The sequence below is a fragment of the Virgibacillus ndiopensis genome, assembly GCF_900187325.1.
In the GTDB taxonomy this organism is placed as follows: Bacteria; Bacillota; Bacilli; order Bacillales; family Amphibacillaceae; genus Virgibacillus_E; species Virgibacillus_E ndiopensis.
In genome coordinates, this window is sequence record NZ_FZMZ01000006.1 from 352,977 (window position 1) to 377,407 (window position 24,431).

At 37.9% G+C, this 24,431-nt stretch carries 22 protein-coding genes and 1 pseudogene; 17 read left to right on the plus strand and 6 right to left on the minus strand.

The window, feature by feature from the left end; genetic code table 11:
- Window positions 1-77 precede the first annotated feature (77 nt).
- Both CS937_RS14435 and CS937_RS14440 read left to right on the plus strand, forming a co-directional pair.
- Complete coding sequence (locus CS937_RS14435; protein WP_099159178.1) at window positions 78-836, plus strand: hypothetical protein; 759 nt, start codon at window positions 78-80, stop codon at window positions 834-836.
- 340 nt (window positions 837-1,176) lie between these two features.
- Entirely contained in the window at window positions 1,177-1,590 is a 414-nt protein-coding gene (locus tag CS937_RS14440; RefSeq protein ID WP_099159179.1) for a hypothetical protein, read from the plus strand.
- 258 nt (window positions 1,591-1,848) lie between these two features.
- Here CS937_RS14440 and CS937_RS14445 read toward each other — a convergent pair whose 3' ends face one another.
- Window positions 1,849-2,610 carry an SDR family oxidoreductase gene (locus CS937_RS14445; protein ID WP_099159180.1) on the minus strand — a complete coding sequence of 254 codons (762 nt, stop codon included), beginning with the start codon at window positions 2,608-2,610 and terminating at the stop codon, window positions 1,849-1,851.
- Window positions 2,611-2,775: 165 nt separating this feature from the next.
- Between CS937_RS14445 and CS937_RS14450 the strand changes: the two genes are divergently transcribed.
- The 5 genes from CS937_RS14450 to CS937_RS14470 all read left to right on the plus strand — a co-directional run bounded on the left by CS937_RS14450 (window position 2,776) and on the right by CS937_RS14470 (window position 7,316).
- Window positions 2,776-2,979: a CDGSH iron-sulfur domain-containing protein gene (locus tag CS937_RS14450; protein ID WP_099159181.1), complete on the plus strand. Its 204-nt coding sequence runs from the start codon at window positions 2,776-2,778 to the stop codon at window positions 2,977-2,979.
- A gap of 365 nt (window positions 2,980-3,344) precedes the next feature.
- A complete protein-coding gene (locus CS937_RS14455; protein WP_099159182.1) occupies window positions 3,345-4,604 on the plus strand; it encodes an argininosuccinate synthase in 1,260 nt (419 codons plus the stop codon).
- Complete coding sequence (gene argH, locus CS937_RS14460) at window positions 4,601-6,019, plus strand: argininosuccinate lyase (protein WP_099159183.1); 1,419 nt, start codon at window positions 4,601-4,603, stop codon at window positions 6,017-6,019. The genes CS937_RS14455 and argH overlap by 4 nt, the downstream gene beginning before the upstream one ends.
- Before the next feature lie 240 nt (window positions 6,020-6,259).
- Window positions 6,260-6,772: a GrpB family protein gene (locus CS937_RS14465; RefSeq protein WP_099159184.1), complete on the plus strand. Its 513-nt coding sequence runs from the start codon at window positions 6,260-6,262 to the stop codon at window positions 6,770-6,772.
- Between the two features lie 25 nt (window positions 6,773-6,797).
- Window positions 6,798-7,316 (plus strand): GNAT family N-acetyltransferase, encoded by a 519-nt coding sequence (locus tag CS937_RS14470; protein WP_099159185.1) that lies wholly within the window; start codon window positions 6,798-6,800, stop codon window positions 7,314-7,316.
- Between the two features lie 28 nt (window positions 7,317-7,344).
- Here CS937_RS14470 and CS937_RS14475 read toward each other — a convergent pair whose 3' ends face one another.
- Window positions 7,345-7,725, minus strand: coding sequence for a DoxX family membrane protein (locus tag CS937_RS14475; RefSeq protein ID WP_099159186.1), 381 nt, complete (start codon window positions 7,723-7,725; stop codon window positions 7,345-7,347).
- Between the two features lie 185 nt (window positions 7,726-7,910).
- Window positions 7,911-10,076, minus strand: a complete 2,166-nt coding sequence (locus tag CS937_RS14480; protein WP_099159187.1) for an FUSC family protein — start codon at window positions 10,074-10,076, stop codon at window positions 7,911-7,913.
- Window positions 10,077-10,321: 245 nt separating this feature from the next.
- Between CS937_RS14480 and CS937_RS14485 the strand changes: the two genes are divergently transcribed.
- The 3 genes from CS937_RS14485 to CS937_RS14495 all read left to right on the plus strand — a co-directional run bounded on the left by CS937_RS14485 (window position 10,322) and on the right by CS937_RS14495 (window position 14,039).
- Window positions 10,322-11,080 carry a sporulation protein gene (locus CS937_RS14485; RefSeq protein ID WP_099159188.1) on the plus strand — a complete coding sequence of 253 codons (759 nt, stop codon included), beginning with the start codon at window positions 10,322-10,324 and terminating at the stop codon, window positions 11,078-11,080.
- A gap of 88 nt (window positions 11,081-11,168) precedes the next feature.
- Window positions 11,169-12,359, plus strand: coding sequence for a lactate 2-monooxygenase (locus CS937_RS14490; protein WP_099159189.1), 1,191 nt, complete (start codon window positions 11,169-11,171; stop codon window positions 12,357-12,359).
- Window positions 12,360-12,383: 24 nt separating this feature from the next.
- A complete protein-coding gene (locus CS937_RS14495; protein ID WP_099159190.1) occupies window positions 12,384-14,039 on the plus strand; it encodes an FAD-binding dehydrogenase in 1,656 nt (551 codons plus the stop codon).
- Between the two features lie 186 nt (window positions 14,040-14,225).
- On the opposite strand, the pseudogene CS937_RS19750 reads toward CS937_RS14495, so the two are convergent.
- Window positions 14,226-14,372 (minus strand): annotated as a pseudogene (locus CS937_RS19750) (transcriptional regulator); the annotation flags it as partial.
- Between the two features lie 67 nt (window positions 14,373-14,439).
- Between CS937_RS19750 and CS937_RS14505 the strand changes: the two are divergent.
- The gene (locus tag CS937_RS14505) at window positions 14,440-14,760 is read left to right on the plus strand and encodes an MGMT family protein (protein WP_099159191.1); all 321 of its coding nucleotides are present in this window, start codon (window positions 14,440-14,442) and stop codon (window positions 14,758-14,760) included.
- A 188-nt stretch (window positions 14,761-14,948) separates the two neighbouring features.
- Here the strand turns inward: CS937_RS14505 and CS937_RS14510 are convergent, their stop codons facing one another.
- Both CS937_RS14510 and CS937_RS14515 read right to left on the minus strand, forming a co-directional pair.
- The gene (locus tag CS937_RS14510; RefSeq protein ID WP_099159192.1) at window positions 14,949-16,016 is read right to left on the minus strand and encodes an NAD(P)/FAD-dependent oxidoreductase; all 1,068 of its coding nucleotides are present in this window, start codon (window positions 16,014-16,016) and stop codon (window positions 14,949-14,951) included.
- Window positions 16,017-16,178: 162 nt separating this feature from the next.
- A complete protein-coding gene (locus CS937_RS14515) occupies window positions 16,179-16,739 on the minus strand; it encodes an RNA polymerase sigma factor (RefSeq protein ID WP_099159193.1) in 561 nt (186 codons plus the stop codon).
- Between the two features lie 188 nt (window positions 16,740-16,927).
- On the opposite strand from CS937_RS14515, the gene cypC reads away from it, so the two are divergent.
- From cypC to CS937_RS14545, 6 genes are all read left to right on the plus strand, one after another.
- Window positions 16,928-18,184 carry a CYP152 family fatty-acid peroxygenase CypC gene (gene cypC, locus CS937_RS14520; RefSeq protein WP_099159194.1) on the plus strand — a complete coding sequence of 419 codons (1,257 nt, stop codon included), beginning with the start codon at window positions 16,928-16,930 and terminating at the stop codon, window positions 18,182-18,184.
- A 419-nt stretch (window positions 18,185-18,603) separates the two neighbouring features.
- Window positions 18,604-20,793, plus strand: a complete 2,190-nt coding sequence (locus CS937_RS14525) for a bifunctional 2',3'-cyclic-nucleotide 2'-phosphodiesterase/3'-nucleotidase (protein ID WP_483887743.1) — start codon at window positions 18,604-18,606, stop codon at window positions 20,791-20,793.
- A gap of 121 nt (window positions 20,794-20,914) precedes the next feature.
- On the plus strand, window positions 20,915-21,106 hold the full coding sequence (locus CS937_RS14530) for a hypothetical protein (RefSeq protein WP_099159196.1): 192 nt from the start codon (window positions 20,915-20,917) through the stop codon (window positions 21,104-21,106).
- A gap of 134 nt (window positions 21,107-21,240) precedes the next feature.
- Window positions 21,241-22,293 carry a Delta(5) desaturase DesA gene (gene desA, locus CS937_RS14535; RefSeq protein ID WP_099159197.1) on the plus strand — a complete coding sequence of 351 codons (1,053 nt, stop codon included), beginning with the start codon at window positions 21,241-21,243 and terminating at the stop codon, window positions 22,291-22,293.
- A 259-nt stretch (window positions 22,294-22,552) separates the two neighbouring features.
- A complete protein-coding gene (locus CS937_RS14540; RefSeq protein ID WP_099160076.1) occupies window positions 22,553-23,671 on the plus strand; it encodes a sensor histidine kinase in 1,119 nt (372 codons plus the stop codon).
- 15 nt (window positions 23,672-23,686) lie between these two features.
- On the plus strand, window positions 23,687-24,286 hold the full coding sequence (locus tag CS937_RS14545) for a response regulator transcription factor (protein ID WP_099159198.1): 600 nt from the start codon (window positions 23,687-23,689) through the stop codon (window positions 24,284-24,286).
- Window positions 24,287-24,431 lie beyond the last annotated feature (145 nt).

Sequence of the window (24,431 nt, forward strand, 5' to 3'; positions counted from 1 at the left end):
TTTTTTCATTTATTTAACTGTTTTGGGAAATGATATTAAATGCAAACATATTTAACAACAGGAAGGAAGATAACTAGATGAAAAAAGGTTTATTTGTTGTATTAGCATTTTCGCTAGCATTCGCTATACAGGCGCCAGCCGTATTTGCTGATTTTTACCATGGACATGTTCAAGGCGCACATCAAGGTCAAATGCATGGGAAGCATGGAAACAAGGGGGCTTTTCACAAAAGTGAAGCATTCATAAAATTGCAGGCAAAGGAATTGGGGATTGAAACAGAAGGTAAGGACATTGAGACATTAGCGAAAGAGGTTTATGAGGCAAAAGTAAAAAAGGCTGCACAGGAACTTGGAATTAAGGCTGAAGGAAAAGACATAGACGAGTTGGCAAAAGAAGTGCATCATGAAAAGGTCAAGCAAAAGGCGAAAGAGCTAGGTATCAAATCGGAAGGCAAGGATCCCGATGCGCTAGCCAAGGAAGTCTATGAGGCACAGCTTAAGCGGAAAGCGGAAGAATTAGGAATCTCTACAGAGGGAAAAGATGTAGAATCACTAAAAAAAGCTATATTTGAACATTACATTAATAAGGAAGCAGATAAATTGGGCATTGAAACAGAGGGGAAAGATTATTATTCATTAGCAAAAGAGGTTCAAGAGAAGAAAATTATGCAATCGGCTGAAAAGTTAGGGATTGATACGAAGGACAAGAATGCGCAGCAATTGTTAGATGAGATTATTACCGATCATGCTGAAGAGGCAAAAGAAAAAGGGCTATTCCCTTTTGAAGGCATGAAAATGAAGCATTCATTTCACGGTGTTTTTGAATATATAGATTAATTGAGCAATCCTTGATGGTGTGGCTAGACCGGAAACATAGGCTAAACTTAATGATGACGTATAACTTTTCAACTTTTATTTTGTGTTTGACGTTACTGGGGCAGAACCTTATAAAAATGAATAAACCGCATGAAATCAAAATTTAAAAACCTTGATTTCATGCGGTTTTATTTTTACAATTTGTACTAAAATCAATGAGTTATCAACTTATCCCACAGCTTCGTTTTATTTTCCTTATTTATATTCAGTTATGGTTTATTCCAGAGTTCCAGTATGTCACATTGTAATACCGAAGTATGAATGGTTAAATAGTAAGAGAGCCAGTAGGAGAGGTGGTTGTATGCAAAAACTTGGAATTTATATTTTAGCAACGATTATCTCTTTTATAGGGGGAATTTATGCTTTTGTCTTTACCTTTAATCTATTAGGGTATTCATTAAGTAATGGAGACATAGGTTTTCTTGTTGTTTGGATTAGCCCAGCTTTTTTGATAACTATCCCACTATACCTACTGGTTATAAATGAGATAGATGAGAAATTTAATAAATTAAAATTTATATTATATCCATTATGCTGTATGTTACTCTTTATTCTGCCATCCTTCGTAATTGTATTATTTTTAGGTGGAGCCCAATTTTTCTTGCCAGAATCTATATCGATATATTCGTTATTCATAACGGCAGGATTAATATTTGGGACATGTAATTGGATAATAAAAAAGTTATTTTCTAAAAATGACTTAAACAAAAATTAATAATATGGACTTGGTATTTTATTGCTTTCTGCCCCGAAGCCCGTATACACTACGCCTTCCGGGGGTGGCTGTAGAGCATTAAGTTACAGCGCAGTTTGTTTCAACTATTAAATAAGATCCAACATCTGAAAAAGCACTAATCTTCTAGAAACGGCCTTTTTTAAGTGCAGGTTTGTGTGAAAAAGTGTAAGTTAAAGCTTACTCAAAATAGTGGACAAGCGCATGCTCTTGTGGAACATGCGCTTGTTCTTTTATGTACTAGAAATCAGGACTATTAGCAGAAAAATTATCCCATGCCTTTCTTGCACCTTGTTTTAATTCCTTTTGTGATGCTTTCAAACGTTCTTTCGATTCACGATAACCTATTTCTAAATCACCTTTTTTCAGCCCTTCAAACACTGAATCAGCAAAGTCATCTAGCGGTGCACCAAATGTATGTACACCCACGCCTCCAAGATCAGTGTTAATAGCTGTTGGGAATATCTCAATCACCTCTACATTGTGCTTTTCCAGTTGTAGCCTAAGTGAGATAGAAAAGGAGTGAATAGCTGCTTTAGTTGCACTATACACGGGAACCCATACACCTGGTGTGAGTGCCAAACCAGAAGAAACATTGATAATAGCGGAATTATCTTGATTGGCTAATAAGGGAGCAAACAGCATAGAAAGATGGATCGGACCATCAACATTAATAGAGATTTCTTTTTGATAATCGCTCCAATTATCTGCGGCGTTCATTATGTTAGCCCTTTGCTGTATTCCGGCATTATTGACCAGTACGTTTAAAGTTGGAAATTTGCCTTTAATCCATTTAACTAAAGAAATGCGGTCTTTTTCCTGTGATACATCACAAACCCTTATATGAAGCTTAGGAAATTTGCTCTTTGCTTCCTCAAGTTTCTCTTTTCGACGCCCTATAATAATCACTTGGTTATCATTGTTTAAAAAGCGTTCGGCAAAAGCAAGACCGATGCCAGAAGCTCCTCCAGTAATTAATATTGTATTACCTGATAATTTCATGTGGTGCCTCCTTTCTAGAATTTGTTTTACCATATTAACATACATCATTAATCGTTATGTTATCCTAACCTCTTTAATTGTACAGCAATTTTTAAGGATTTATTGTTATTACGTAGAATAACTATATAGAAGAGACCGAAAAATGAATAAAAAGGGGGAATCTCTATGAGTGAAAAAGCACGAATAAAAGTAAACGATAATGGTTCATTAAGAATTACAGGAGAAGTGGAGCTGATTGATGCTGAAGGGAATGGTTTTCAAACGAAAAAAAGCTTTTCTCTATGCCGATGTGGGCATTCATCAAACAAGCCCTTTTGTGATGGGACACATAGAAAGGTAGGTTTTGAGAGTAGGCCGAGAGCGAAGTGATGTATTGTAATTGCACATAAAGTAGCTAAAGACATAAAAATGGTATTTTTCTATGCTATTTTTATGTCTACATTTCTAAACATAAAAGTAAGCATTAATTGGTTAGTAAAGCGTAAGTAGGCATGACGTTGTGCAGGTTATCACTGTTGAGATTGAAAGAATACCAAGGCTTGATTCATACGTATCGAAGCCGCTAGATTATTGTGGATAGCTGCATGATACAAATGGTGTTAGCAGCTATCTATAAAAGTTTTCCAAAGAAATCTGATTATTTTTATGAAAACTATTGAATTATTATACATTGTAATGCATAATAATTCATAATAATAAAATTCAGAATCAAACTGAAAAAGGGAGAGATTTCTTTGGGAAAAGAAAAAATCGTATTAGCTTATTCTGGAGGTCTTGATACTTCCGTTGCTGTTAAATGGTTACAGGATAATTATAATTATGATGTAATTGCCGTTGCCCTCGATGTTGGAGAGGGAAAGGATTTGGAATTTGTTAAAAATAAAGCCCTTGATGTTGGTGCTGTGAAATCATACGTAATTGATGCGAAATCATTGTATGCGAATGAATATGTATTACCGGCTTTACAATCTAATCTATTGTATGAAGGAAAATATCCATTAATTTCAGCATTGTCACGGCCGTTGATTGCAAAAGTTCTTGTTGATATTGCCGAAGCAGAAGGTGCAACAGCGGTAGCACATGGATGTACGGGAAAAGGCAATGACCAGGTGAGATTTGATGTTGCTTTTACTGCATTAAATCCAAATTTGAAAATTGTTGCCCCGGTAAGGGAATGGGCAATGTCAAGAGAAGAAGAAATCGCGTATGCCGAGGAAAATGGGATACCTGTTCCGATCAAAGTCGATAGTCCATATAGCATTGATCAGAATCTTTGGGGGCGTAGTAATGAGTGTGGAATTTTAGAAGATCCATGGGAGGAAGCGCCAAAAGATGCGTACGACCTTACAGCAGATCCAATTGATGCACCTGATGCACCACAAGTGGTCCAGATTACATTTGATCAGGGTAAACCTGTCTCATTGGATGGAAAAGAACTGCCGCTTGAGGAACTTATTTTAACGTTAAATGAAATTGCCGGTAAACACGGGGTTGGCCGAATTGACCATGTGGAAAATCGCTTAGTTGGGATAAAGTCACGTGAGATTTATGAAGCGCCTGCAGCGTTGACGTTAATAGCTGCTCATCAGGAGCTAGAGGCACTTACTTTAACAAGAGAGGTTGCTGCATTCAAACCAATGATTGAGCAAAAGCTTGCCCAAACCGTTTATGATGGTCTTTGGTATTCACCGCTAACGAATGCTTTGATGGCCTTTATTGAGCAAACACAACAGTATGTATCTGGTACAGTGAAAGTAAAACTATACAAAGGTCATGCACAAGTAGTTGGTCGTGAATCAGCGCAATCTCTATATGACTTTGACTTAGCTACGTATAAAGCGGATGATGCATTCGACCATGAAGCGGCATTAGGCTTTATTAAACTTTGGGGATTGCCAACAAAGGTTCATGCGTCTGTTAATCAAACCAATGTAAAAACGAAAAGCTCTATTGAAAAAGTGAATCTTCAATCGAAAGAAGCCGCAAAGCAATGAAACTATGGGGCGGAAGGTTTACGAAACAAACAAATCAATTAGTAGATGAATACACAGCATCGATTCATTTTGATAAAAAATTAGTCCAGTACGATATCCAGGGAAGCTTGGCCCATGTAGAAATGCTTAAGGTATGCGGTATTATATCAGGGGAAGATGCAGCTACGATTGCTGAGGGGCTAAAATCAGTTGCCATAAAAGTGGAACACGGCGAAGCGGAATTACTGGAAGAACATGAAGATATTCATATGAATGTAGAAAAGCTTTTAATCGAGGAAGTAGGACCAGTTGGAGGGAAGCTTCATACAGGCAGAAGCAGAAACGACCAGGTCGCACTGGATATGCGGTTATATTTACGTGATGCATTGGTGGAAATTAGTGAATTACTGATGGATGTTCAAAAGTCACTCTATAAGCAAGCTCAAAACAACCTGGATACTGTTCTACCTGGGTACACGCACCTACAGCGGGCGCAGCCTGTATTATTTGCACATCATATGATGGCTTATGTCTTCATGTTTCAACGTGATGTGGATAGACTTTTCGACAGCTATAAACGTGTGAACAAATCCCCACTAGGGGCAGGCGCTCTAGCTGGAACGACTTTTCCAATTGATCGTCATTTAGTTGCTGAAAAGCTTCATTTTGATGGTATTTGTGAAAATAGTTTAGATGCCGTTAGTGATCGTGATTTTGTCGTTGAATTTTTATCAAATGCATCGTTAATTAGTATGCATCTGTCGAGATTGTGTGAGGAGCTTGTGCAATGGTCCAGTGCTGAGTTTAACTTTATTGAGCTGGATGATGCGTTTAGTACAGGTAGTAGTATGATGCCACAGAAAAAGAATCCTGATGTGGCAGAACTTGTACGAGGAAAGACTGGTCGTGTCTATGGTCATTTAATTGGCATGTTAACGACGTTGAAGGGGCTACCATTAGCCTATAATAAAGATATGCAGGAAGACAAAGAAGGCATGTTTGACACGGTAGAAACGTTGCGGGGAGCCTTGGCGTTGTTTGCTCCGATGATTGAAACAATGCATGTTAAAAAAGAAACGATGTATCAAGCTGTTAGCAAGGACTTTTCCAATGCAACAGATTTAGCTGATTATCTTGTCGGTAAAGGTATGCCGTTCAGAGAGTCGCACGCAGTAGTGGGGCAGGTAGTGTTGCATTGTATTGAACATGATAAATTCTTATTGGATCTGTCGATTGAGGATTTTCAGGAATTTTCGGAGCTAGTTGAAGTGGATATCTTTGAAATACTTAGTCCAGAAGCGGTTGTGAATGCACGTGATGTAGCAGGCGGGACTGCGAAAGTAAGGGTTGAGGAGCAATTGAAAATGGTAGAGAGGTTATTTGAAAAGAATAGAGAATGGATTATTTCTCATACTGATTCAGGGATTCTAAATTGAACAAAAACAAAACTACAGGGCTGTTTACAAGTTGATTACTTAGTGACAGCTTTTTTTATGGAGAAAATTAAAAAGGAAATTAGCTGTCGTAGGCAGAAACTATACGTATAGAAAAAAATTACGTGAAAGTGAAGGAAACATATGAAAACAAGACTATTATATGTTTAGGCAAACGTAATTTAGCACCATTATTGGAAAAGAGTATGTATATATATTCAAAATTAGATCGGAGGTTGTATTATGAATGTTACTGTTACTGACTATAATCAACAGTGGATTGAGAGATTTAAGGATGAAGCTAATAGATTAAAAGAGATTTTTGGCAGTGAAATAGTTGAAATTCATCATTTTGGCAGTACTTCTGTTCCTGGAATAAAAGCTAAGCCGATTATTGACATTATGCCTCTAGTGAAGGATATTGAAAAAGTTGATTCGTTTAATCACGAGATGATAGCTCTTGGGTACGAGCCTTTAGGGGAATACGGCATCAAAGGAAGACGATATTTCCGAAAAGGCGGAGACAATAGGACACATCAAGTGCATATATTTCAATTAGATAACGATGATGAAGTTGACAGGCATTTAGCAGTAAGGGATTATCTGAGAAACCATCCCAAAGATGCCCAACAGTACGGAGATCTAAAAGAAAAACTTGCTAAGCAATTTCCTAATGATATTGAAGCTTATATGGATGGTAAGGATGAATTTGTTAAAGAACTGGAAAGAAAGGCACTTGATTGGTATAAAAATTGATAAGATTACTGGAGGGTTAGATTAAATGATCATCCGTGAAGCAACACTATCAGATGCAGAAGGAATAGCAAAAGTCCATGTGGATTGTTGGAGAACTACCTATAAAAGTATCATTTCCGATGACATTCTGAAAAACCTTTCCTATGAACAAAGAACCAATCTATGGATTAACAACATCACTAGAGAAGACAATTATATTTTCGTTGTAGAAAATGAAGATGGGAAGATTATTGGTTTTACTGACGGTGGAAGTGAAAAATCGGGGGAATATCCAGGTTATGATGGGGATGTTACTTCTATTTATATTTTGGAAGAATACCAGGGACAAGGTATTGGCAAAAAGTTATTGAATAGGCTATTTGAAGAATTTGAGAGCCTTGATCTACATTCGGCAATTGTAAAGGTGTTAGAGAAAAATGGCTCGTATCGTTTTTATGAAGCTATGGGGGCTGAACGAGTAGTAGACAACAAGTTTGTTCAGATTGGAAGTGATAGATTGAAGTTATTGGTTTATGGATGGAGAAACCTTTACATGAATGCTTAGCCCCTGTGAAAAGAAATTACACACTATATTAAGGTCTTTTTTCCAATAAACGTATGAAGTTTCTTCTATAAAAATACAATAAATAACTATGCATAACAACAAGTAACACTGCCAAAGGAAGTAACGAATGGTCTAGGAATAAGTGAAGCAACATAATGTTGATCACAATTGGGGACAATATGGCAAGTGCTAATGGGACAAAGCGATTAATTAATAATAAAACCCCACATAAAATCTCTATTGATTTTTCAACAGTTAGTAGATAATCAAACTCAAACAATGCCATTGCTTCGGGACTGGTTTCAATAAATGGATCTAGATTAAATAGGACAAAATAACCGTTAACTCCAGCAACGAGGAAAATAAAACCTAACAAATACCTTGAGATGTAAGAAAGAATTTTTGACAATTTATTCACCACCTATTTGTTATTTTATGTGGATAGACATGGCATAATAACTTTTAATTAATAAAAGAAGTACACCAAAACATAGGGATTATTTGATGTACTTCTTTGGTTAATAAAGCCCTTTTATATTTTCCTCATTAATTCCGTACCCGAAAGTATACACAAGCCTGCAATACAACTCCGTCTTATTTCTTTTCCGCCCCAAAATCAATACCCAATGCTACAATTGATTGATTAATCCGCCATACGTAATAAAGGTGATGGATAAGATCATGGTGTGATTGGTTTCTACTGGGTGCTAGACGTTCTATTTGTTCACGTTCTTCTTTAAGGTTGTAGATAGTACCAAAGGTTTCAGTACCTTTGATGAGTTTTCCAAGGGTGTCAATATTGTGGTCTAGTTTTTCTTCCATCTTTTTAAAGACTTCTTCTATTTCTTTCGGGTATTCAAACTTCTTTTTATATGATGAGGCGACCAGATGTCTAGCATAATAATTTATTGCTGTGAAAATCGTGATCCACCGATTAATACCGGTTTGGCTTAATGCTTCGGAACGCTGCAAGAGTGGATCAGCTTCATCTTTTATGGATTGCAGGTTTTTGTCCATCTCAAAGGCACTATCTCTAAGTTCGTTTACATTTATATTCTCTCTGAAGCTTTTTACATAAAGCGTTACATATGGTTTAAGCTCGGTTAAATAGTCCTCAAAAGCATCGGCAACTTTATCCCTCGTTCGTTTGGGGAAAATAACGGATGAAACGCCTAATGCAATAGCTGCACCTGCTATCGTATCGATTACACGAGCACCTATTAACATAAAGGTAATTCCGCCAAGTAAAATGTCGTACATAAATGCAATTAGCATTGTAATAAACATACTCATTAACGTATAAGAAACTGTAACTAAGTAAAATGCTGCAAATATTACTGTAAATAACAGTGTTAATTCAATTACTGAATGCCCGGATAACAGCTTTGCAAGTATAAAGCCTAGAACCGCCCCAATAATTGTTCCAAAGGAACGCTCGAATCCTTTTTTATAGGTTCGTCCTATTGATTCCGTACCGAGCAGGACAATGAACGCTGTAAGGAGAACCCAGTATGGTTGAGTTGGTGAAATAGTTTGACCTACGATAATAGATAGAATACCAGCGACTAATGCTTGATAGGCTTTTTTTGTGGTTGGTTTCAGTTCATTGGAAGAATCTTCATCTTTCGATTCGTCCTCTTCTTTTTCTTCTATCTCGTCATTCACCTTTTTCCCATTATTTAGGGATTGCTGAATGTTTATTGCCCCTTCAATCACATGATTACCAATAGATTCAATTCGTCTTATTAGAAATACCCATCCACTAGGCTGTTCTTCACGTTTTAGAAGATCGATTAAAACGAACCGAAGCGCCTGGATTGCTTTTTCTGCCTCCATTAAATTTTGATTGTCGTAGCTTGGAGCAAGCACTTCTGCATCACGAAGAGAGGTAATCACCCATACAAGCAATCGCCTTAATTTTTCAATTTCAAGTGCATTAGCCTTCTTTAAACTGTAAATCGAATCAGTTAACGTTTCCAGGAACATTCCAGTATCAAAAACATACAGTTGCAACTGAGACGATTTAAGTCCGGGCCATATTTCCTTTATTTCCTGTTCCTTTAGGTCGCCTGATACGGTTCTTGCATATTCTCTAAGTTTTAGGATATTTTTTTCAAGTGATTTTATTCGTTTTGGATCAAGTTTGGTATCTTGGATCGCTCCAATTAATATATTAAAGGTTAAATTGCTTTGAATATGAAAGGAGCGCATACTTTTTTTCAATACCTGTGCAGAATCTTGAAAAAGTATGAAATTGTAAAAAAATGCATAAATAACTCCGATCGAAATGCCCATATAAAACCATGGTAATTGATTGATAGGTAATTTTAGAACAGAAGAAAAGTAAACCGTTATAAACCCAATCATGCAAATGGAAAAATACCGGACACCAAATCGTGAAAAATAAAAGCTACTAAAGATAATAAGTATCATGAGGACATCAATATAATAGGCGTTTCCAGATAAAATTGCCCCAAATGTGACTCCAGCTGCGGCTGAAATTGCCATTAATAATGTTGTAACCTGCTTTTTCTTCTTTGTATCATCCAGTACAATCATGATGCCCATCATTCCAATCATACCGGAAACAATAGAAGCTGTAAGAAGAGAATTTCCCGTTATATTTAGAATAAATAGAGTCGTAAATACGGATGATATTAAACTGATTGTTGCCTTTCCTGCCTTTTGGAATCGTACTCTTCCAGGATCTGAAGCAAGCAATCGACCAAACCAGTGGTGTTTTGTATATAAATTTCTCATTAATTCATCAACCTTCTCAAAAGCCTTTCTCCTAACCTCATGCATTAGTATTAGTTACTTGTTTTTCATACTACCATTTGTTTAACGCAACTACCAAGTTAACAATCCCAGGTCTCTTAAAAGGGATTCGTAAGTGAATGTCGAATAAATATATACGGGTGCTTTGCAGATAGTATACGAAACAATCATAAATGACTTCCAAACAAAATAAACTATTATGTTGAGAAAAATAGGGAGGAATTAATATGCTTAAAAAATGGTTAGCAAGTGTAGGAATTGGTAGTGCAAAAGTTGATACACAACTTGAGAATGATCGTCTTGTTCCAGGTGAACAGGTTCTAGGGAAAGTTATCATTCAGGGAGGAAACACAGAACAGCAGGTTGATCGAATCAACCTATTCGTAATGACAGAAGCGGTCCGTGATAAGGATGACCGGAAAGTATATGAGAAGGTAAAGCTTAATGAGTTTTCGGTAGGTGAATCTTTTACAATTCGTGAGGGGGAAACAAAGGAACTGGACTTTCAATTTATATTACCAGTACATACCCCGCCTACTATAGGGAAAACGGAGGTATGGATTCAAACCGGGATGGATGTTCCAAATGCTATTGATCCGAATGACAGAGACTATGTTCAAGTGGATCCGCATCAAAACATGCATACAGTAATAGAAGCGTTAACGAATGTAATGGGATTTCGTTTACGTAAGGTTGAAATGGAATATTCTAGACGTTATAACTATGTACAGGAATTTGAATTTTTACCGGGGAGTGAATTTCGAAGAGACTTGGATGAGCTTGAGGCCATGTTTTTTATGCAAGAAGGCCGTGTAGAGGTATTGCTGCAAATTGACCGCCGTGCTAAGGGTCTTGGAGGATTATTTGCTGAGGCTTTAGAAACGGATGAAAGCTACGTAAAAGTTGTATTTACCAGCGGAGAAATTAATGAGGGATCCCACGCAGTTGCAGAAAAGTTACGAAGGACGATAGCTCAGTATTGTTAATAAGATGCCCGCGGGTCTAAGCTTGCGGGTTTTTAATAGATTTGTAAACGGTTTCAATAGTAGGAATGAAAACAAAAGGAGAATGTACATGTCTAATTTCGGTAATAACATTCAATTTAGCATTTATCAAACCATGCAAAATCCTGATCCAAATAGGCTTCCGATTGTTTTCGAAGAGTGGGAAAAGAAAGCACGTGAAATATTAGAGGATGGACCGTATTATTATGTTGCAGGTGGAGCCGGTGGGGAAATGACGATGGAAGCAAATCTTCAAGCTTTTGACAGGTGGAAGATTGTTCCGAGGATGCTTCGGAATGTGGAAGATCGTGATACGACTTTCGAGTTATTTGGCAATACATATAATTTTCCACTATTGCATGCGCCAATAGGAGTTCAATCGATTATTCATGAAGACGGTGACCTAGGTTCCGCTAGAGCCTGCGTGGAAATGGGTGTTCCATTCATCACTAGCTCCGCATCAACTATACCATTGGAAAAAATCGCTGAAATAATGGGTGATGCACCTCGTTGGTTCCAACTCTACTGGAGCAAGGATCCTGAAGTAACAGCTAGTTTTTTACGTAGGGCTGAAGCTTCAGGGTATTCCGCAATTGTTGTTACTTTAGATACGCCAATGATGGCATGGCGGGAATATGACTTGAAAAATGTGTACCTTCCTTTCTTAATAGGTGAGGGTGTTGGAAATTATTTAACGGACCCTGCTTTTTGCTCAAGGCTTGAGAAGTCACCCAAGGAAGATCCGACTGCTGCTATTATGCACTGGACTAAAGTTTTTGGAAATGCCAGCTTAACTTGGTCTGACATTGCCTTTTTAAAAGAACATACGAATCTACCAATCCTATTAAAGGGTATCCTACATCCAGATGATGCAAAACTAGCACTGGGGTATGGGGTTGACGGAATTATCGTTTCCAATCATGGTGGCCGACAAGTGGATGGTGCAATTGGAGCACTTGAAGCTCTACCGCAAGTGTGTGAAATTGTGCAGGATAAAATTCCCGTGCTTATGGATAGTGGGATTAGACGTGGTTCTGATGTGGTTAAGGCAATGGCGCTCGGTGCTAAAGCTGTCCTTGTGGGAAGACCCTGCATGTACGGATTAGCTGTCGCTGGACAACGAGGTGTTAAAGAAGTTCTACAAAATCTGATTGCCGATATGGACATCACAATGGCTTTAGCTGGAGAGCGGTCTATTGGTGGTATAACTAAATCTCTACTTGTAGATTCTAAAGGAGAAATAGATACTGATAGACTATAAGTACAAGGTTCTGAGGGGGTTAATATGGAATACGATGTAATAGTTGTTGGGGCTGGACTGGCTGGACTTGTAGCGACTGCAGAGATTGCTGATGCCGGTAAAAAAGTGTTGTTGTTAGATCAAGAACCTGAGGCTTCACTAGGAGGTCAAGCATGGTGGTCATTTGGTGGTTTGTTTTTAGTAAATTCACCAGAACAACGCAGAATGGGGATAAAGGATTCAAAAGAATTGGCGTGGCAGGACTGGCTCGGAACTGCTGGTTTTGATAGGGAAGACGATGAAGATTATTGGGCTCGAAAATGGGCTGAGGCTTATGTGGATTTTTCTGCTGGAGAGAAGCGTGAGTGGTTGCACGAAATGGGTATACGGTTTTTCCCTGTTGTAGGATGGGCAGAGCGCGGAGGTTATCTTGCTGAAGGACACGGTAATTCTGTACCTAGATTTCATATTGTATGGGGGACAGGTCCTGGAATTGTTGCACCATTTGAAAGCCGTGTTAGGGAGCATATACAAAACGGATTAGTAGAGTATCTACCACGGCACCGTGTTGATAAACTGATTACCAGTAATGGTTCTATAGTTGGTGTGGTCGGATCGGTGCTTGTTCCGAGTTTTGCTGCTCGTGGTGAGGAAAGTTCAAGAGAGGTTGTTGGAGAGTTTGAATTTCATGCACAAGCGGTGAACATAACGAGCGGTGGTATCGGTGCTAATTTTGACTTGATTCGTAAAAACTGGCCTAGTCGACTTGGAGACCCTCCGAAACGAATGATTTCCGGTGTTCCTGCACATGTTGATGGAAGGATGCTTGCTATTACGGAAGTTGCTGGCGGCCGAGTCGTTAACCGGGATCGCATGTGGCATTATACAGAAGGAATTAAAAATTGGAATCCAGTTTGGAACAAGCATGGAATCCGAATTTTACCGGGTCCATCATCTGTCTGGTTAGATGCAAAGGGTAATCGGTTTCCAACCCCTAACTTCCCTGGCTTTGACACATTGGGAACTCTTGAAGCAATCCAGAAGACAGGATACGATTATTCCTGGTTTATTTTGACGCAAAAAATTATTGAGCGAGAATTTGCACTTTCTGGTTCGGAACAGAATCCTGATTTAACTGGAAAGAGTATTAAAAAACTTTTGAGCAGGATCTTGCCTGGGGCACCATCTCCTGTAAAAGCATTTATGGATAAAGGAGAAGATTTCATTGTAGCTGACAATATAGACAATCTTGTCATTGGAATGAATAAATTATCAGGAGAAAAACTACTGAATATCGACCATGTAGAACGTCAAATACAAGCGCGCGATCGTGAAATTGATAATGCTTTTACTAAAGACTTGCAAATAACAGCACTTCGAGGGGCACGTAACTACGTAGGTGACAAATTAATTCGCGTTGCAGCTCCGCACAAAATATTAGACTCGAAAAATGGACCACTTATTGCGGTGCGTTTAAACATTCTTAGTCGCAAAACCCTTGGTGGCTTGCAAACAGATTTATCTGGAAGGGTACTTAATGATAATGGTGAAGCAATTTCTGGCCTTTATGCGGCTGGAGAAGTTTCTGGTTTTGGTGGCGGGGGAGTACATGGGTATCGATCGCTAGAAGGTACATTTGTTGGAGGATGTCTTTTTTCAGGTCGCGTTTCAGGTCGTGCCATTGCCGCTGATCTGGGATAATTCGGGGCATTGTTGCTTCAGCGTCTTGTCATCCGAATGACTGAGTATTAAATATTCTTGGTGAAGGCTGAGATAAACAAGAAAGACCGAATAGTCATGTCTAAACACTGAAAAAGGACCGGACAAAAATGATATGGTTGAAGAATCCGCAAGCTGTGTGCGCAACTTACGGATTTTTATTAAAGCTTATTTATCTTGCTTTGTATGAATATCTAAATTAACATTATCATCTTCAACAACATGTTTGAGCATTGATAATTTGTTTTCCCAGAATCGTTCGAAATAAGAAAGCCAGTGTTTCAAGTCTTTTAATGATTCTGGTTGCAGGCTATAATTTCATATGGTGAAATAATTTGGAAGAGGAGATCGTTCATCATACGAAATATGGAAGAGGTGTAACATGAAACCATTTACTGCAAATGTGATCGATATAATAAAGCAAATACCAAAGGGAACAGTTATGACATATGGGCAGGTTGCGAGGATGGCAGGAAGTCCACGTGGGGCAAGACAGGTCGTTCGGATTCTTCATACGATGAGTAAGAAACACCAATTGCCATGGCATAGAGTTGTAAATAGAAATGGGCAAATTGTATTGAAAGATAATGAAGGCGCAATGAATCAGAAGTGGCTGCTTGAGGATGAGGGGATCGTGGTTAGTGAAGCGGGACAGGTTAATTTAGCATTGTATAAATTTGATGTACATTCGCCTAATAATTAAATCAAAAAGTAAACTAATTCTTGGGCAGTGAGAACAGCAGACCAAAAATTGGAATCTGGGTCAGGAATGTGGGGGCTGAAGGGGAATATCAATCCCAGGGCGGAAGCATCATCCCCCAGCGAGGGCATCATCCCGAGGGCAAGAACTTCAACCCCAGACCAAAAACATTATCCCCAGAGCCAAAAACCCTAATGCCGTCTACTCAACCATAAAACCCCAGATTTCGCTAATCGAGGTAGCAGGCCAGTCATTGGTTTTTGCATCATGTTCCCAAATCCATCCGATTTACCTAACGAACCGAGTGTCCCTTTGAGTTTGATTTCTTTAGGTTTCTTTGGTTCCTTGTTTTGTAGAACTGCTAATAAAATTTCAGCAATTTGTTCTCCTTGTTGCCCTGCCAATTGGGCACTAGGAGAATAGCTGGAAGATGCGCAATCGCCTACCACATATACATTAGTTTGTGTTGGAACTTGGTAAAATTCATTCAATATTATTTTATCTTGTGCATCTTTTTCAAATGGTAGTGCTCTTGCTAGGTAGTGCGGCTGAACGCCTGCTGTCCAAATGGTTACATCATTCACATAACATACTCCGTTATTACATACGCCGTCTTTCTCGACATACTCTACGTTCGCATGATGCAGGACATCTACGTCATTTGCTACAAACCATTCTTCAACATATTCTTGAATTTTTGAATCGAAAGCTTTTAATACCGATGCTCCTCGGTCCAGTAGTCGTATATTTAAGTCTGACCTACTTTCCCTTATTTCTGAAGCCACTTCAATACCGCTCAATCCAGCTCCAACAATTGTTACTTTTCCATAGGCTTTCAAATTACCAACAGCTAATCCAGCATGTCTAGCTTTGGCAAATGTCTGCACGCTTTCAGTAAATTCCGCTGCTCCTTCAATTCCATGATAATTGTCCTCACATCCAAGTGCGACAACCAAATAATCATAAGGAAGAGCTTTCGTAGTGTTTGCTTTTTTGAAAAGGATTTGTTGGTTTTCTGTATCTATCTCTTCAACCTCAGCAAAAAGATAATTAACCCGATCATCGTCTGGAAAATCAATCCGTACATCTTTATATGCAGAAGTACCAGCTGCCACTGCATAAAATTCCGTTTTTAGGGAGTGGTATGGATTCCTGTCAACGATTGTAATATGAGCGTCTTCAGGCAGTTGATAGCTTAGCAAAGTTGAAACGATATTAATACCACCATAACCGCCACCTAAAATAACCAATCTCTTCATAAAGTAACCTCCATTGTTGGAAAGATTCTATGTATTTTCTTCTACCATAAAGATTACCAAAAATAAAAGAGGAAAACTAGAGGAAACACAACGAATGAAAAGTTAATGAAGAACTTGACATAAACGTGGGCTGTCTCTAATGGTAAAATTCCTATTTAAGCATTATATACCTTCTATAATATACGCACGTAAATCCTTATTCTTCTTAAATTTTTTCTTAACCTGCTTCCCCCAGCTCTTTACAGCATCAATAGTTGTTTTTTCTCGTGTAGCAATATATTTTATAGACTTATCTTTTATAATAAAATAATACACCCACTTCCATTGATTCTCTGTAAGCTGGGATTTAATGAACGGTAAAAGATAGGGATCATTTAATAAATGATCAGATACATATGAAATTGGAGAATAAGCCTCTCCAAGCCGTTTGTGGTTTCCATCATCAATTAGTGTTCTATTTTCCAGAATAATTTCCTTACTGTAATTGTACTCTCTTGTCTGTTTACGCAATAAATCAATCAGCCGATTACGGATAATATAATTAAAGTATGTTGACATGGGTCCTTTGTCTGGTTGGTAGCTTTCGTATGCGTTCCACATCGCGCATAGTCCTTCCTGAAAATACTCCCCCTGTGGGTCCTTAATATTTAATTTGTGTATTTGGTAATGAATTCTCCTCTTGTTTTGCTCAAAAATTTCATCGAAAGTTGCTTTATTAGTCATAATTCTTCTCTTTCCTAAAAGCTAGCTTTTTTATTAGTACTATAGTCATTACTATTATCGAAACGATATGTAGGTTAGGTGTCATGTATGAGTGAATTTCTTAAAATAAATTTATTTGTTTGGTAAGGACATTTAAGGGAAACATAAAAAAACGATGGAACTTTTATATAGGAGGCGCTGAAAAAAGCATGGCATTTAACGATAAGATACCTCGAGAAAAGGCTATTGATAATAGTCTTGCACTTTTATCTGAAGGTTATATGTTTATTCCGAACAGATGTGTGAAGTTTCAATCAACCATTTTTCAGACCAGATTGTTAGGTGGTCAGAAGGTTATTTGCATTAGTGGCGAAGATGCCGGAAGAATATTTTATGATAATGAGAAATTTAAACGAAAAGGAGCAGCTCCTAAACGTGTACAAGAGAGCTTGTTTGGTAAAAACGGGGTACAAACATTAGACGGTGTAGAGCATCAGCATCGGAAACAATTGTTTATGTCACTCATGACACCAGAACGCTTGAAGGTGCTTATCAAACTTATTGAAGAACAATGGGAACTTGCAGTGAGAAAATGGAAAAGGGCAAAAAAGATTGTACTGTTTGATGAAGCTCGTGAAATTATGTGCCGTGTTGCATGTTTGTGGGCGGGTATTCCGTTAAATGAAAAGGAAGTTGAGCTTCGAACTAGTGATTTAAGTGATATGATTGATGCGTTTGGTGCAGTTGGTCCACGTCATTGGATGGGAAGACAGGCACGAAATCGGTCAGAACAATGGATTAGAGGGATCATTGGTAATGTTCGAGCGGGGAAAATGGATGCATCGGAAGATACTGCTTTATATGCAATGGCGTGGCACAGAGATTTGAATGGAAATCTTTTAAGGATTCAAATAGCTACAGTCGAACTTCTAAATATTGTTAGACCAATTGTAGCTATTGCCAGATATATCACATTTGGAGCAATCGCGTTACACAACTACCCAGAGACACGAGAAAAATTACAAGACAATAGTAATTATAGTCAACTATTTGTCCAGGAAGTCCGTCGTTTTTATCCTTTTGGGCCATTTTTGGGTGCACGGGTACGGAAAGAGTTTATTTGGGAAGACTGTCATTTTACGAAAGGTACCATGGTTTTGTTAGACGTTTATGGGACCAATCATAGTCCAAAGCTTTGGGATAACCCAGATGAATTCCGTCCTGAACGGTTCAACGATTGGAAAGGAAGTCCATTTGATTTTATTCCACAAGGTGGCGGTGATTATCAAAAAGGTCACCGGTGCGCAGGGGAGTGGATTACCATTGAGGCTATGAAGACAAGCTTGGAATTTTTGACCCAGAAGATGGAATATGATGTACCGAAGCAGGATATGAGTTTTAGTATGGTTAGGATGCCAACAATTCCGAAGAGTGGATTTGTGATGAGCAGGATAAGAAGTAAGTAGATCTACATTTTAATAAAAGGTTCTTTTCGTATAGTTGCTATTTATAGAAGCTGCGACATAGATCGAACTGATGGTTACACCGCCGTTCCGAAATGCGAAGTGGATACAGGCTGTGGATTAGAAAGCACCAAAAGTGCGAAAAAGATACGTCGCATTTTTTATCACTATTAAAGTAAGATACAACACTTGAAAAGGTAACAATTTTGAAACAGCCTAATAAAAACACATGTTACCGAAAATAAATCGGGCATGTGTTTTTGGATTGATTAGGATTAGTTCCATATTCCCCTGTCAATCAGACTATTTCAAAAAGACTATTATTCCTTTAATCTAGTTAGTGAAAGAATTTTGAAAGGGGTTGCATTATGATAAGAAGACAAATAGGAAAGGTCTCTTTCATGCTCCTGTTTGCGTTGTTTATGGTTGTACCATCCGTTGGCGACAACAGTGCCATTGCAGCAGAAACGACGGACAGCAGCATCGTTAACATGAGGCTTATGGAAACAACAGATATACACGTAAATCTTGTCAACTATAATTATTATCAGGACGAGCCAACCAATGAGTTTGGTTTAGCAATGACGGCAACACTCATCAAGCAGGCCAGAAATGAAGCTACAAATAGTATGCTATTTGACAATGGCGATCTGCTTCAAGGGAATCCACTTGGAGATTATGTTGCTCAAAATGGTCTTGAAGAAGGTGAGATTCATCCGGTTTATAAAGCGATGAATCTATTGAATTATGATACAGGTAATATAGGAAATCATGAATTTAATTATGGTATTAATTATTTGCAGGAAGCAACAGACGATGCCAATTTCCCATACATCAATGCCAATGTATATTATGATGATGGAGATAATGATCCTACTAATGACAAACATTTTTTTGAACCATATAAAATCATGCAAAAGCAAGTAGTAGATACGAATGGCACTACCCAAACAGTTGATGTTGGGGTTATAGGCTTTGTCCCACCACAAATCATGCAATGGGATAAAGCTAATCTTGAAGGAAAAGTCATTACAAAAGGAATCTATGAAACTGCTAAAAAGTATGTACCAATCATGAAGGAACAAGGTGCAGACATTATCGTTGCGATTCCACACTCTGGTCTGGGATCAGTAGAATTACAAGAGCGTGAAGAAAATGCTACATATAACCTTACACAGGTCGAAGGTATTGATGCTATTATGTTTGGCCATGCTCATGAAGTTTTCCCTAGTGAAACATTTGCAGGAATTACAGGTGTTAATTTGGAAAAAGGAACAATCAATGGTGTTCCATCTGTAGAAGCAGGATTCTGGGGTGATCACCTTGGTATCATTGATTTGAAGCTTGAAAAGGATGGAGAAAGCTGGAATGTGATTGACTCTAGTGCCGATGTACGAGCAATTCACGATGAGAACGGAGAAGCTCTTGTCGAACCAGACCAGGAAATTCTCAATGCGGTAGCGGGAAGTCATCAAGCAACACTTGAGTATATTCGTTCTGAAGTCGGTCAAACGACAGCACCGATATACAGTTATTTTGCACTTGTAAAAGATGATCCATCTGTGCAAATTGTCTCCAATGCACAAAAATGGTATACAGAGAAAGCAGTAGAAGGAACAGAATATGAAGGGTTACCGATTTTATCTGCAGCAGCTCCATTCAAAGCTGGAGGCAGATCTGGTGCCAATTATTATACGTATATCGCTGAAGGTCCAATTGCTATTAAAAACGTAGCAGATCTTTATGTTTATCCGAACACGTTAAAAGTTGTGAAGTTAACAGGTAAAGAAATTCGTGACTGGCTGGAAATGTCGGCAGGACAATTTAATCAAATCGACCCAAATGCTGCTGGGCAGCAGGAATTAGTTGATACTGATTTTTCAACGTACAATTTTGATGTGATTGACGGTGTAACGTACGAAATTGATGTGACTGAACCTTCCCGTTATAGTAATGACGGTGAATTAACTAATCCGGATGTCGGGCGCATTGTTAATTTACAATACAACGGTGAACCGGTAAAAGATAATCAAGAATTTCTTGTTGCAACAAACAATTATCGTGCAAGTGGGGGCGGAAATTTTCCTAATTTAGACGGAAGCCAGGTTATCCTTTCTCCACAAGCACAAAACAGGCAGGTAGTCATCCAGTATATTCAAGAAAATGGAACAATTGACCCCTCAGTAGATGGTAACTGGTCATTTAAACCGATTGATGGTAATCCTGAGCTAACATTTCAGTCTTCTCCGGATGCACAGCAATTAATCAAACCTGATGGAAATATCTCTTATTTCGGTGAAGGAACAAACGGTTTTGCCAAATATTCACTTGATGTATCAGAGTCAGATCCCGTGACGCTTTCGTCTCTGCAACAAAAGGTAGCTGATTTTGTCCAATCAGATAAAATTGATCATCCATTGGCTGTTCAATTGACGAATAAGCTGAAACAAATTGAACACCAATTGGCTAAAGGACATGACAAGCAAGCCAGTAAAAAGATGGAAGGATTCTTAAAACACTTGAATAACAAATCGATGGATAAATTCATTACCGACAATGCAAAAGAAAACTTGAATAAGGATGCTGACGAGCTTTTGAATGCTTGGAAGTAAGTTTGTTATATCCCCTGTACAGAAATAAGTATAGGGGATTTATTTATTTAGTTTCTTGAAACATAATCCAGACTATGGCCGTATTATGAATAAATAAGAAGGCTTGTTATGGAGGTATGAAATGCTAAAAAGCTTAACACTATTCGGGAAAATATCGTTGTTAATAGGAATTATGTGTCTTATGCTGGGCATTTTTAAATTAATCCAGGAGATAAACGATGATACCTTTATTGTTTATAGGTCAATGGCGATTGTATTTTTAGGACTTGGAGTTGGTATAACAATCGGATCATTTCTTTATAAAAAGGATTAATAAAATTTACAACTTTCTCCTAGACAATTCATATGACATTTGTCATACCTGTTACTTGACGTTTATGACTTATATGTCCCCCTCGTTTAGTATAGTATAAGGATATTGAAAAGTATTAATTCTAGGAGGAAGACATGAGTAAACAAAAACAAGTTCAGTTAAGAAAAAATGTCGCACCCTATGAAAAATCGAATACGAAATCGAGCATAATGCAGCTAATAAATACACTTATTCCCTTTTTCCTTGTATGGTTTCTTGCATACCAGAGTTTATCTATTTCTATTTGGTTAACGATTGCATTGGATATTGTTGCCGCAGGGCTTGTTGTTCGGATCTTTATTATTTTTCACGATTGTACGCACATGTCTTTTTTCAAAAATAAAAAGGCAAATCGAATTCTTGGTACGGTTACCGGGATCATTACACATTTTGCTTATGAAAAATGGAAACGGAGTCATGCGATTCATCATGCTACAAGCAGTAACTTGGATAAACGTGGCACTGGTGATGTGTGGGTGATGACGGTGGATGAATATCTATCTGCGTCAGTTTGGGGCAGACTGACTTACAGGCTTTATCGTAATCCATTTGTCATGTTTGGTTTAGGGCCACTTTATCTATTCCTTATATCAAACCGTTTTAACCGTAAAGGACCAAAGCAAAAGGAACGGTTGAACACATACTTGATTAACGGTTCAATTGCTATAATATATACGCTTTTGATATGGGCAATTGGCTGGCAGGCATTTGTAATCGTTCAGGCGCCAATTCTATTCGTTTCAGGTTCACTTGGTATTTGGTTATTTTACGTACAGCATCAATTTGAGGATTCCTACTTTGAAAATGAAGATGAGTGGGATTATGTAAAAGCCGCAGTAGATGGAAGTTCCTACTATAAGCTACCAAAAGTTATGCAATGGATTACGGGTAGTATTGGGTTCCATCATGTGCATCATTTAAGCCCGAGAGTGCCTAACTATAACCTGGAAAAAGCACATGAGTCTACACCGCCATTACAAAAGGCAACAACGATAACATTTGCTTCTAGTTTAAAGTCGATTCGATTTCGTCTGTATGATGAAGCAAACAAATCGTTTGTCAGCTTTAAAGAGGTCAAAGATCTTATGAATAAACCAAAGCCAACAGTACAGATAAACACAAGAGGGACAAGCATTCAGGAAAAATAAATAGTAAGTCAAAAGTGCAAGAGTCCGTGTAACGCGGGGTGATGGGGTTTTGTCCGCGCAAAATCGTGATTAGCCAAACATTCTTTTGCAAGACATGGCTGACGCTGTTTATAACTTTGGAGAGCAAAAAATGTATGCGTTCTTATTCTTAGATAAAATGGTCCTTCAATTTGTTATTGGAGGGCTTCTTTTTTGATATACTTTAGTAAAGAATGTGAGAAGGGCTTGGTACATAATGGGAATTAAAAATGGCGCTTCAATGCAAAATTGGTATCATATCATTCCAAAAAATACGGGGCTTAGCGCTTATGCATGGATTATCTTTTGCATCTTGCCTTTTTATTTTGTTTTTCGATCGTCGACCACATTAGGAATAATTTTTGGTATTGTGATGATTCTACTATTTTTTACTGCATACAGAGTATCGTTTATTTCTAATGGTTGGACGGTTTATTTATCTGTGGGTATAGAAATGGCGATAAGCATTGTAATGACAATGTTTTTAGGCTATGTATATTTCTCACTCTTTTTAGCATTCTATATCGGAAATATTCAACATAAAGCTGGATTTATAACTCTTTACACCATTCATCTTGTAACTACAATCGGTGCAGTAAGTATTGGATTTTTTACCCAAACAGAAATGTTTCAGTCACAATTACCGTATATCATAATAAGTGTATTAGGCGTAATTCTATTACCGTTTACTATTTACAGTAGAATTAAACGAGAAAAATTACAGGATCAATTAAAGGATGCTAATGAAAAAATATCACAGTTGGTAGTTTTGGAAGAGCGACAGCGAATTGCGCGTGATCTGCATGACACCTTAGGGCAAAAGCTTTCACTAATTGGGTTAAAGAGTGATTTAGCTAGTAAACTTATTAACGTCAATCCTGACTCAGCAAAATCGGAAATTGATGATATCCACCAGACTGCACGAACAGCATTAAAAGAAGTGCGTGAAATGGTTTCAAATATGAAAGGTGCAAAGCTAAAGGATGAACTTGTTCGTATCCAGCAAATATTGAAAGCGGCCCAAATAGAATTTCATGTTGATGGAAGTGCAGAGCTATCCAAAACGCCTCTACTTGTAGAAAATGTACTCAGTATGTGTCTGAAGGAGGCAGTAACTAATGTTGTGAAGCATAGCCAAGCTTCTTCATGTAAGATCTCTATTATACAATCGCCTAATGAGGTGCTTATTAAGGTGCAGGATAATGGAATTGGTATGATCGAGAAAATAGATTCCTTTTCCGAACATGGTGTTCAGGGAATGAAAGAACGGTTGGATTTTGTAAACGGTAACTTAAGTCTTGAATCATCAAATGGAACTACACTAACTATTCAGGTGCCAAATGTTATCCAACAAACGTAAACAGGAGGAATTAACTTGATTCGAATTGTAATTGCTGAAGATCAGCGTATGTTGTTAGGAGCTCTTGGGTCATTACTTGATTTAGAAAAAGATATGGAAGTGGTAGGTAAGGCAAGCAATGGGGAGGAAGTGTTGACATTAGTGAAACGACTTCAGCCTGATATCTGTATCATGGATATTGAAATGCCAATAAAGAGTGGACTCGATGCAGCAGAAGAATTAAAGAATGATTCTTGTAAAGTGATTGTGTTGACCACCTTTGCTCGAACGGGGTATTTTGAACGTGCCCGCAAGGCTGAGGTGAGTGGATATTTATTAAAGGATAGCCCAAGTGAAGATTTAGCTAATTCAATTCGGACGATCATGGATGGAAGGCGTATTTATGCTCCTGAATTAGTTGATATGGCCTACGATAATGAAAATCCACTTACTGCCAGAGAAGAACAAGTGATAAAGCTAATAGCTGAGGGAAAAAATACAAAAGAAATTGCTAAACAGCTTTACCTCACTAACGGGACTGTCCGTAATTATGTTTCTGTCATCCTGGATAAGTTGGATGTGAGTAATCGAATTGAAGCCATTTCGCTTGTGAAGGAAAAGGGTTGGTTTAAGTGAAAATTCTTATTCGTATGTAGACAATAGAAATCCATCCTTAACTTAGAATTAAAGTCTTGCATCTTGAGTTACTGCTTTTTTACAAAGCAATATATAGGTAATTAGATTCATTACTTACTTTTTAATACTAATTTACTTGAAATAA

Coding starts and splice junctions, on each gene's coding strand:
- CS937_RS14470 (WP_099159185.1), top strand. CDS start 6,798: ATGATCATCCGTGAAGCAACACTATCAGATGCAGAAGGAATAGCAAAA.
- CS937_RS14445 (WP_099159180.1), bottom strand. CDS start 2,610: ATGAAATTATCAGGTAATACAATATTAATTACTGGAGGAGCTTCTGGC.
- CS937_RS14450 (WP_099159181.1), top strand. CDS start 2,776: ATGAGTGAAAAAGCACGAATAAAAGTAAACGATAATGGTTCATTAAGA.
- CS937_RS14485 (WP_099159188.1), top strand. CDS start 10,322: ATGCTTAAAAAATGGTTAGCAAGTGTAGGAATTGGTAGTGCAAAAGTT.
- CS937_RS14510 (WP_099159192.1), bottom strand. CDS start 16,016: ATGAAGAGATTGGTTATTTTAGGTGGCGGTTATGGTGGTATTAATATC.
- desA (WP_099159197.1), top strand. CDS start 21,241: ATGAGTAAACAAAAACAAGTTCAGTTAAGAAAAAATGTCGCACCCTAT.
- argH (WP_099159183.1), top strand. CDS start 4,601: ATGAAACTATGGGGCGGAAGGTTTACGAAACAAACAAATCAATTAGTA.
- CS937_RS14440 (WP_099159179.1), top strand. CDS start 1,177: ATGCAAAAACTTGGAATTTATATTTTAGCAACGATTATCTCTTTTATA.
- cypC (WP_099159194.1), top strand. CDS start 16,928: ATGGCATTTAACGATAAGATACCTCGAGAAAAGGCTATTGATAATAGT.
- CS937_RS14465 (WP_099159184.1), top strand. CDS start 6,260: ATGAATGTTACTGTTACTGACTATAATCAACAGTGGATTGAGAGATTT.
- CS937_RS14505 (WP_099159191.1), top strand. CDS start 14,440: ATGAAACCATTTACTGCAAATGTGATCGATATAATAAAGCAAATACCA.
- CS937_RS14480 (WP_099159187.1), bottom strand. CDS start 10,076: ATGAGAAATTTATATACAAAACACCACTGGTTTGGTCGATTGCTTGCT.
- CS937_RS14540 (WP_099160076.1), top strand. CDS start 22,553: ATGCAAAATTGGTATCATATCATTCCAAAAAATACGGGGCTTAGCGCT.
- CS937_RS14495 (WP_099159190.1), top strand. CDS start 12,384: ATGGAATACGATGTAATAGTTGTTGGGGCTGGACTGGCTGGACTTGTA.
- CS937_RS14515 (WP_099159193.1), bottom strand. CDS start 16,739: ATGACTAATAAAGCAACTTTCGATGAAATTTTTGAGCAAAACAAGAGG.
- CS937_RS14435 (WP_099159178.1), top strand. CDS start 78: ATGAAAAAAGGTTTATTTGTTGTATTAGCATTTTCGCTAGCATTCGCT.
- CS937_RS14530 (WP_099159196.1), top strand. CDS start 20,915: ATGCTAAAAAGCTTAACACTATTCGGGAAAATATCGTTGTTAATAGGA.
- CS937_RS14525 (WP_483887743.1), top strand. CDS start 18,604: ATGGTTGTACCATCCGTTGGCGACAACAGTGCCATTGCAGCAGAAACG.
- CS937_RS14490 (WP_099159189.1), top strand. CDS start 11,169: ATGTCTAATTTCGGTAATAACATTCAATTTAGCATTTATCAAACCATG.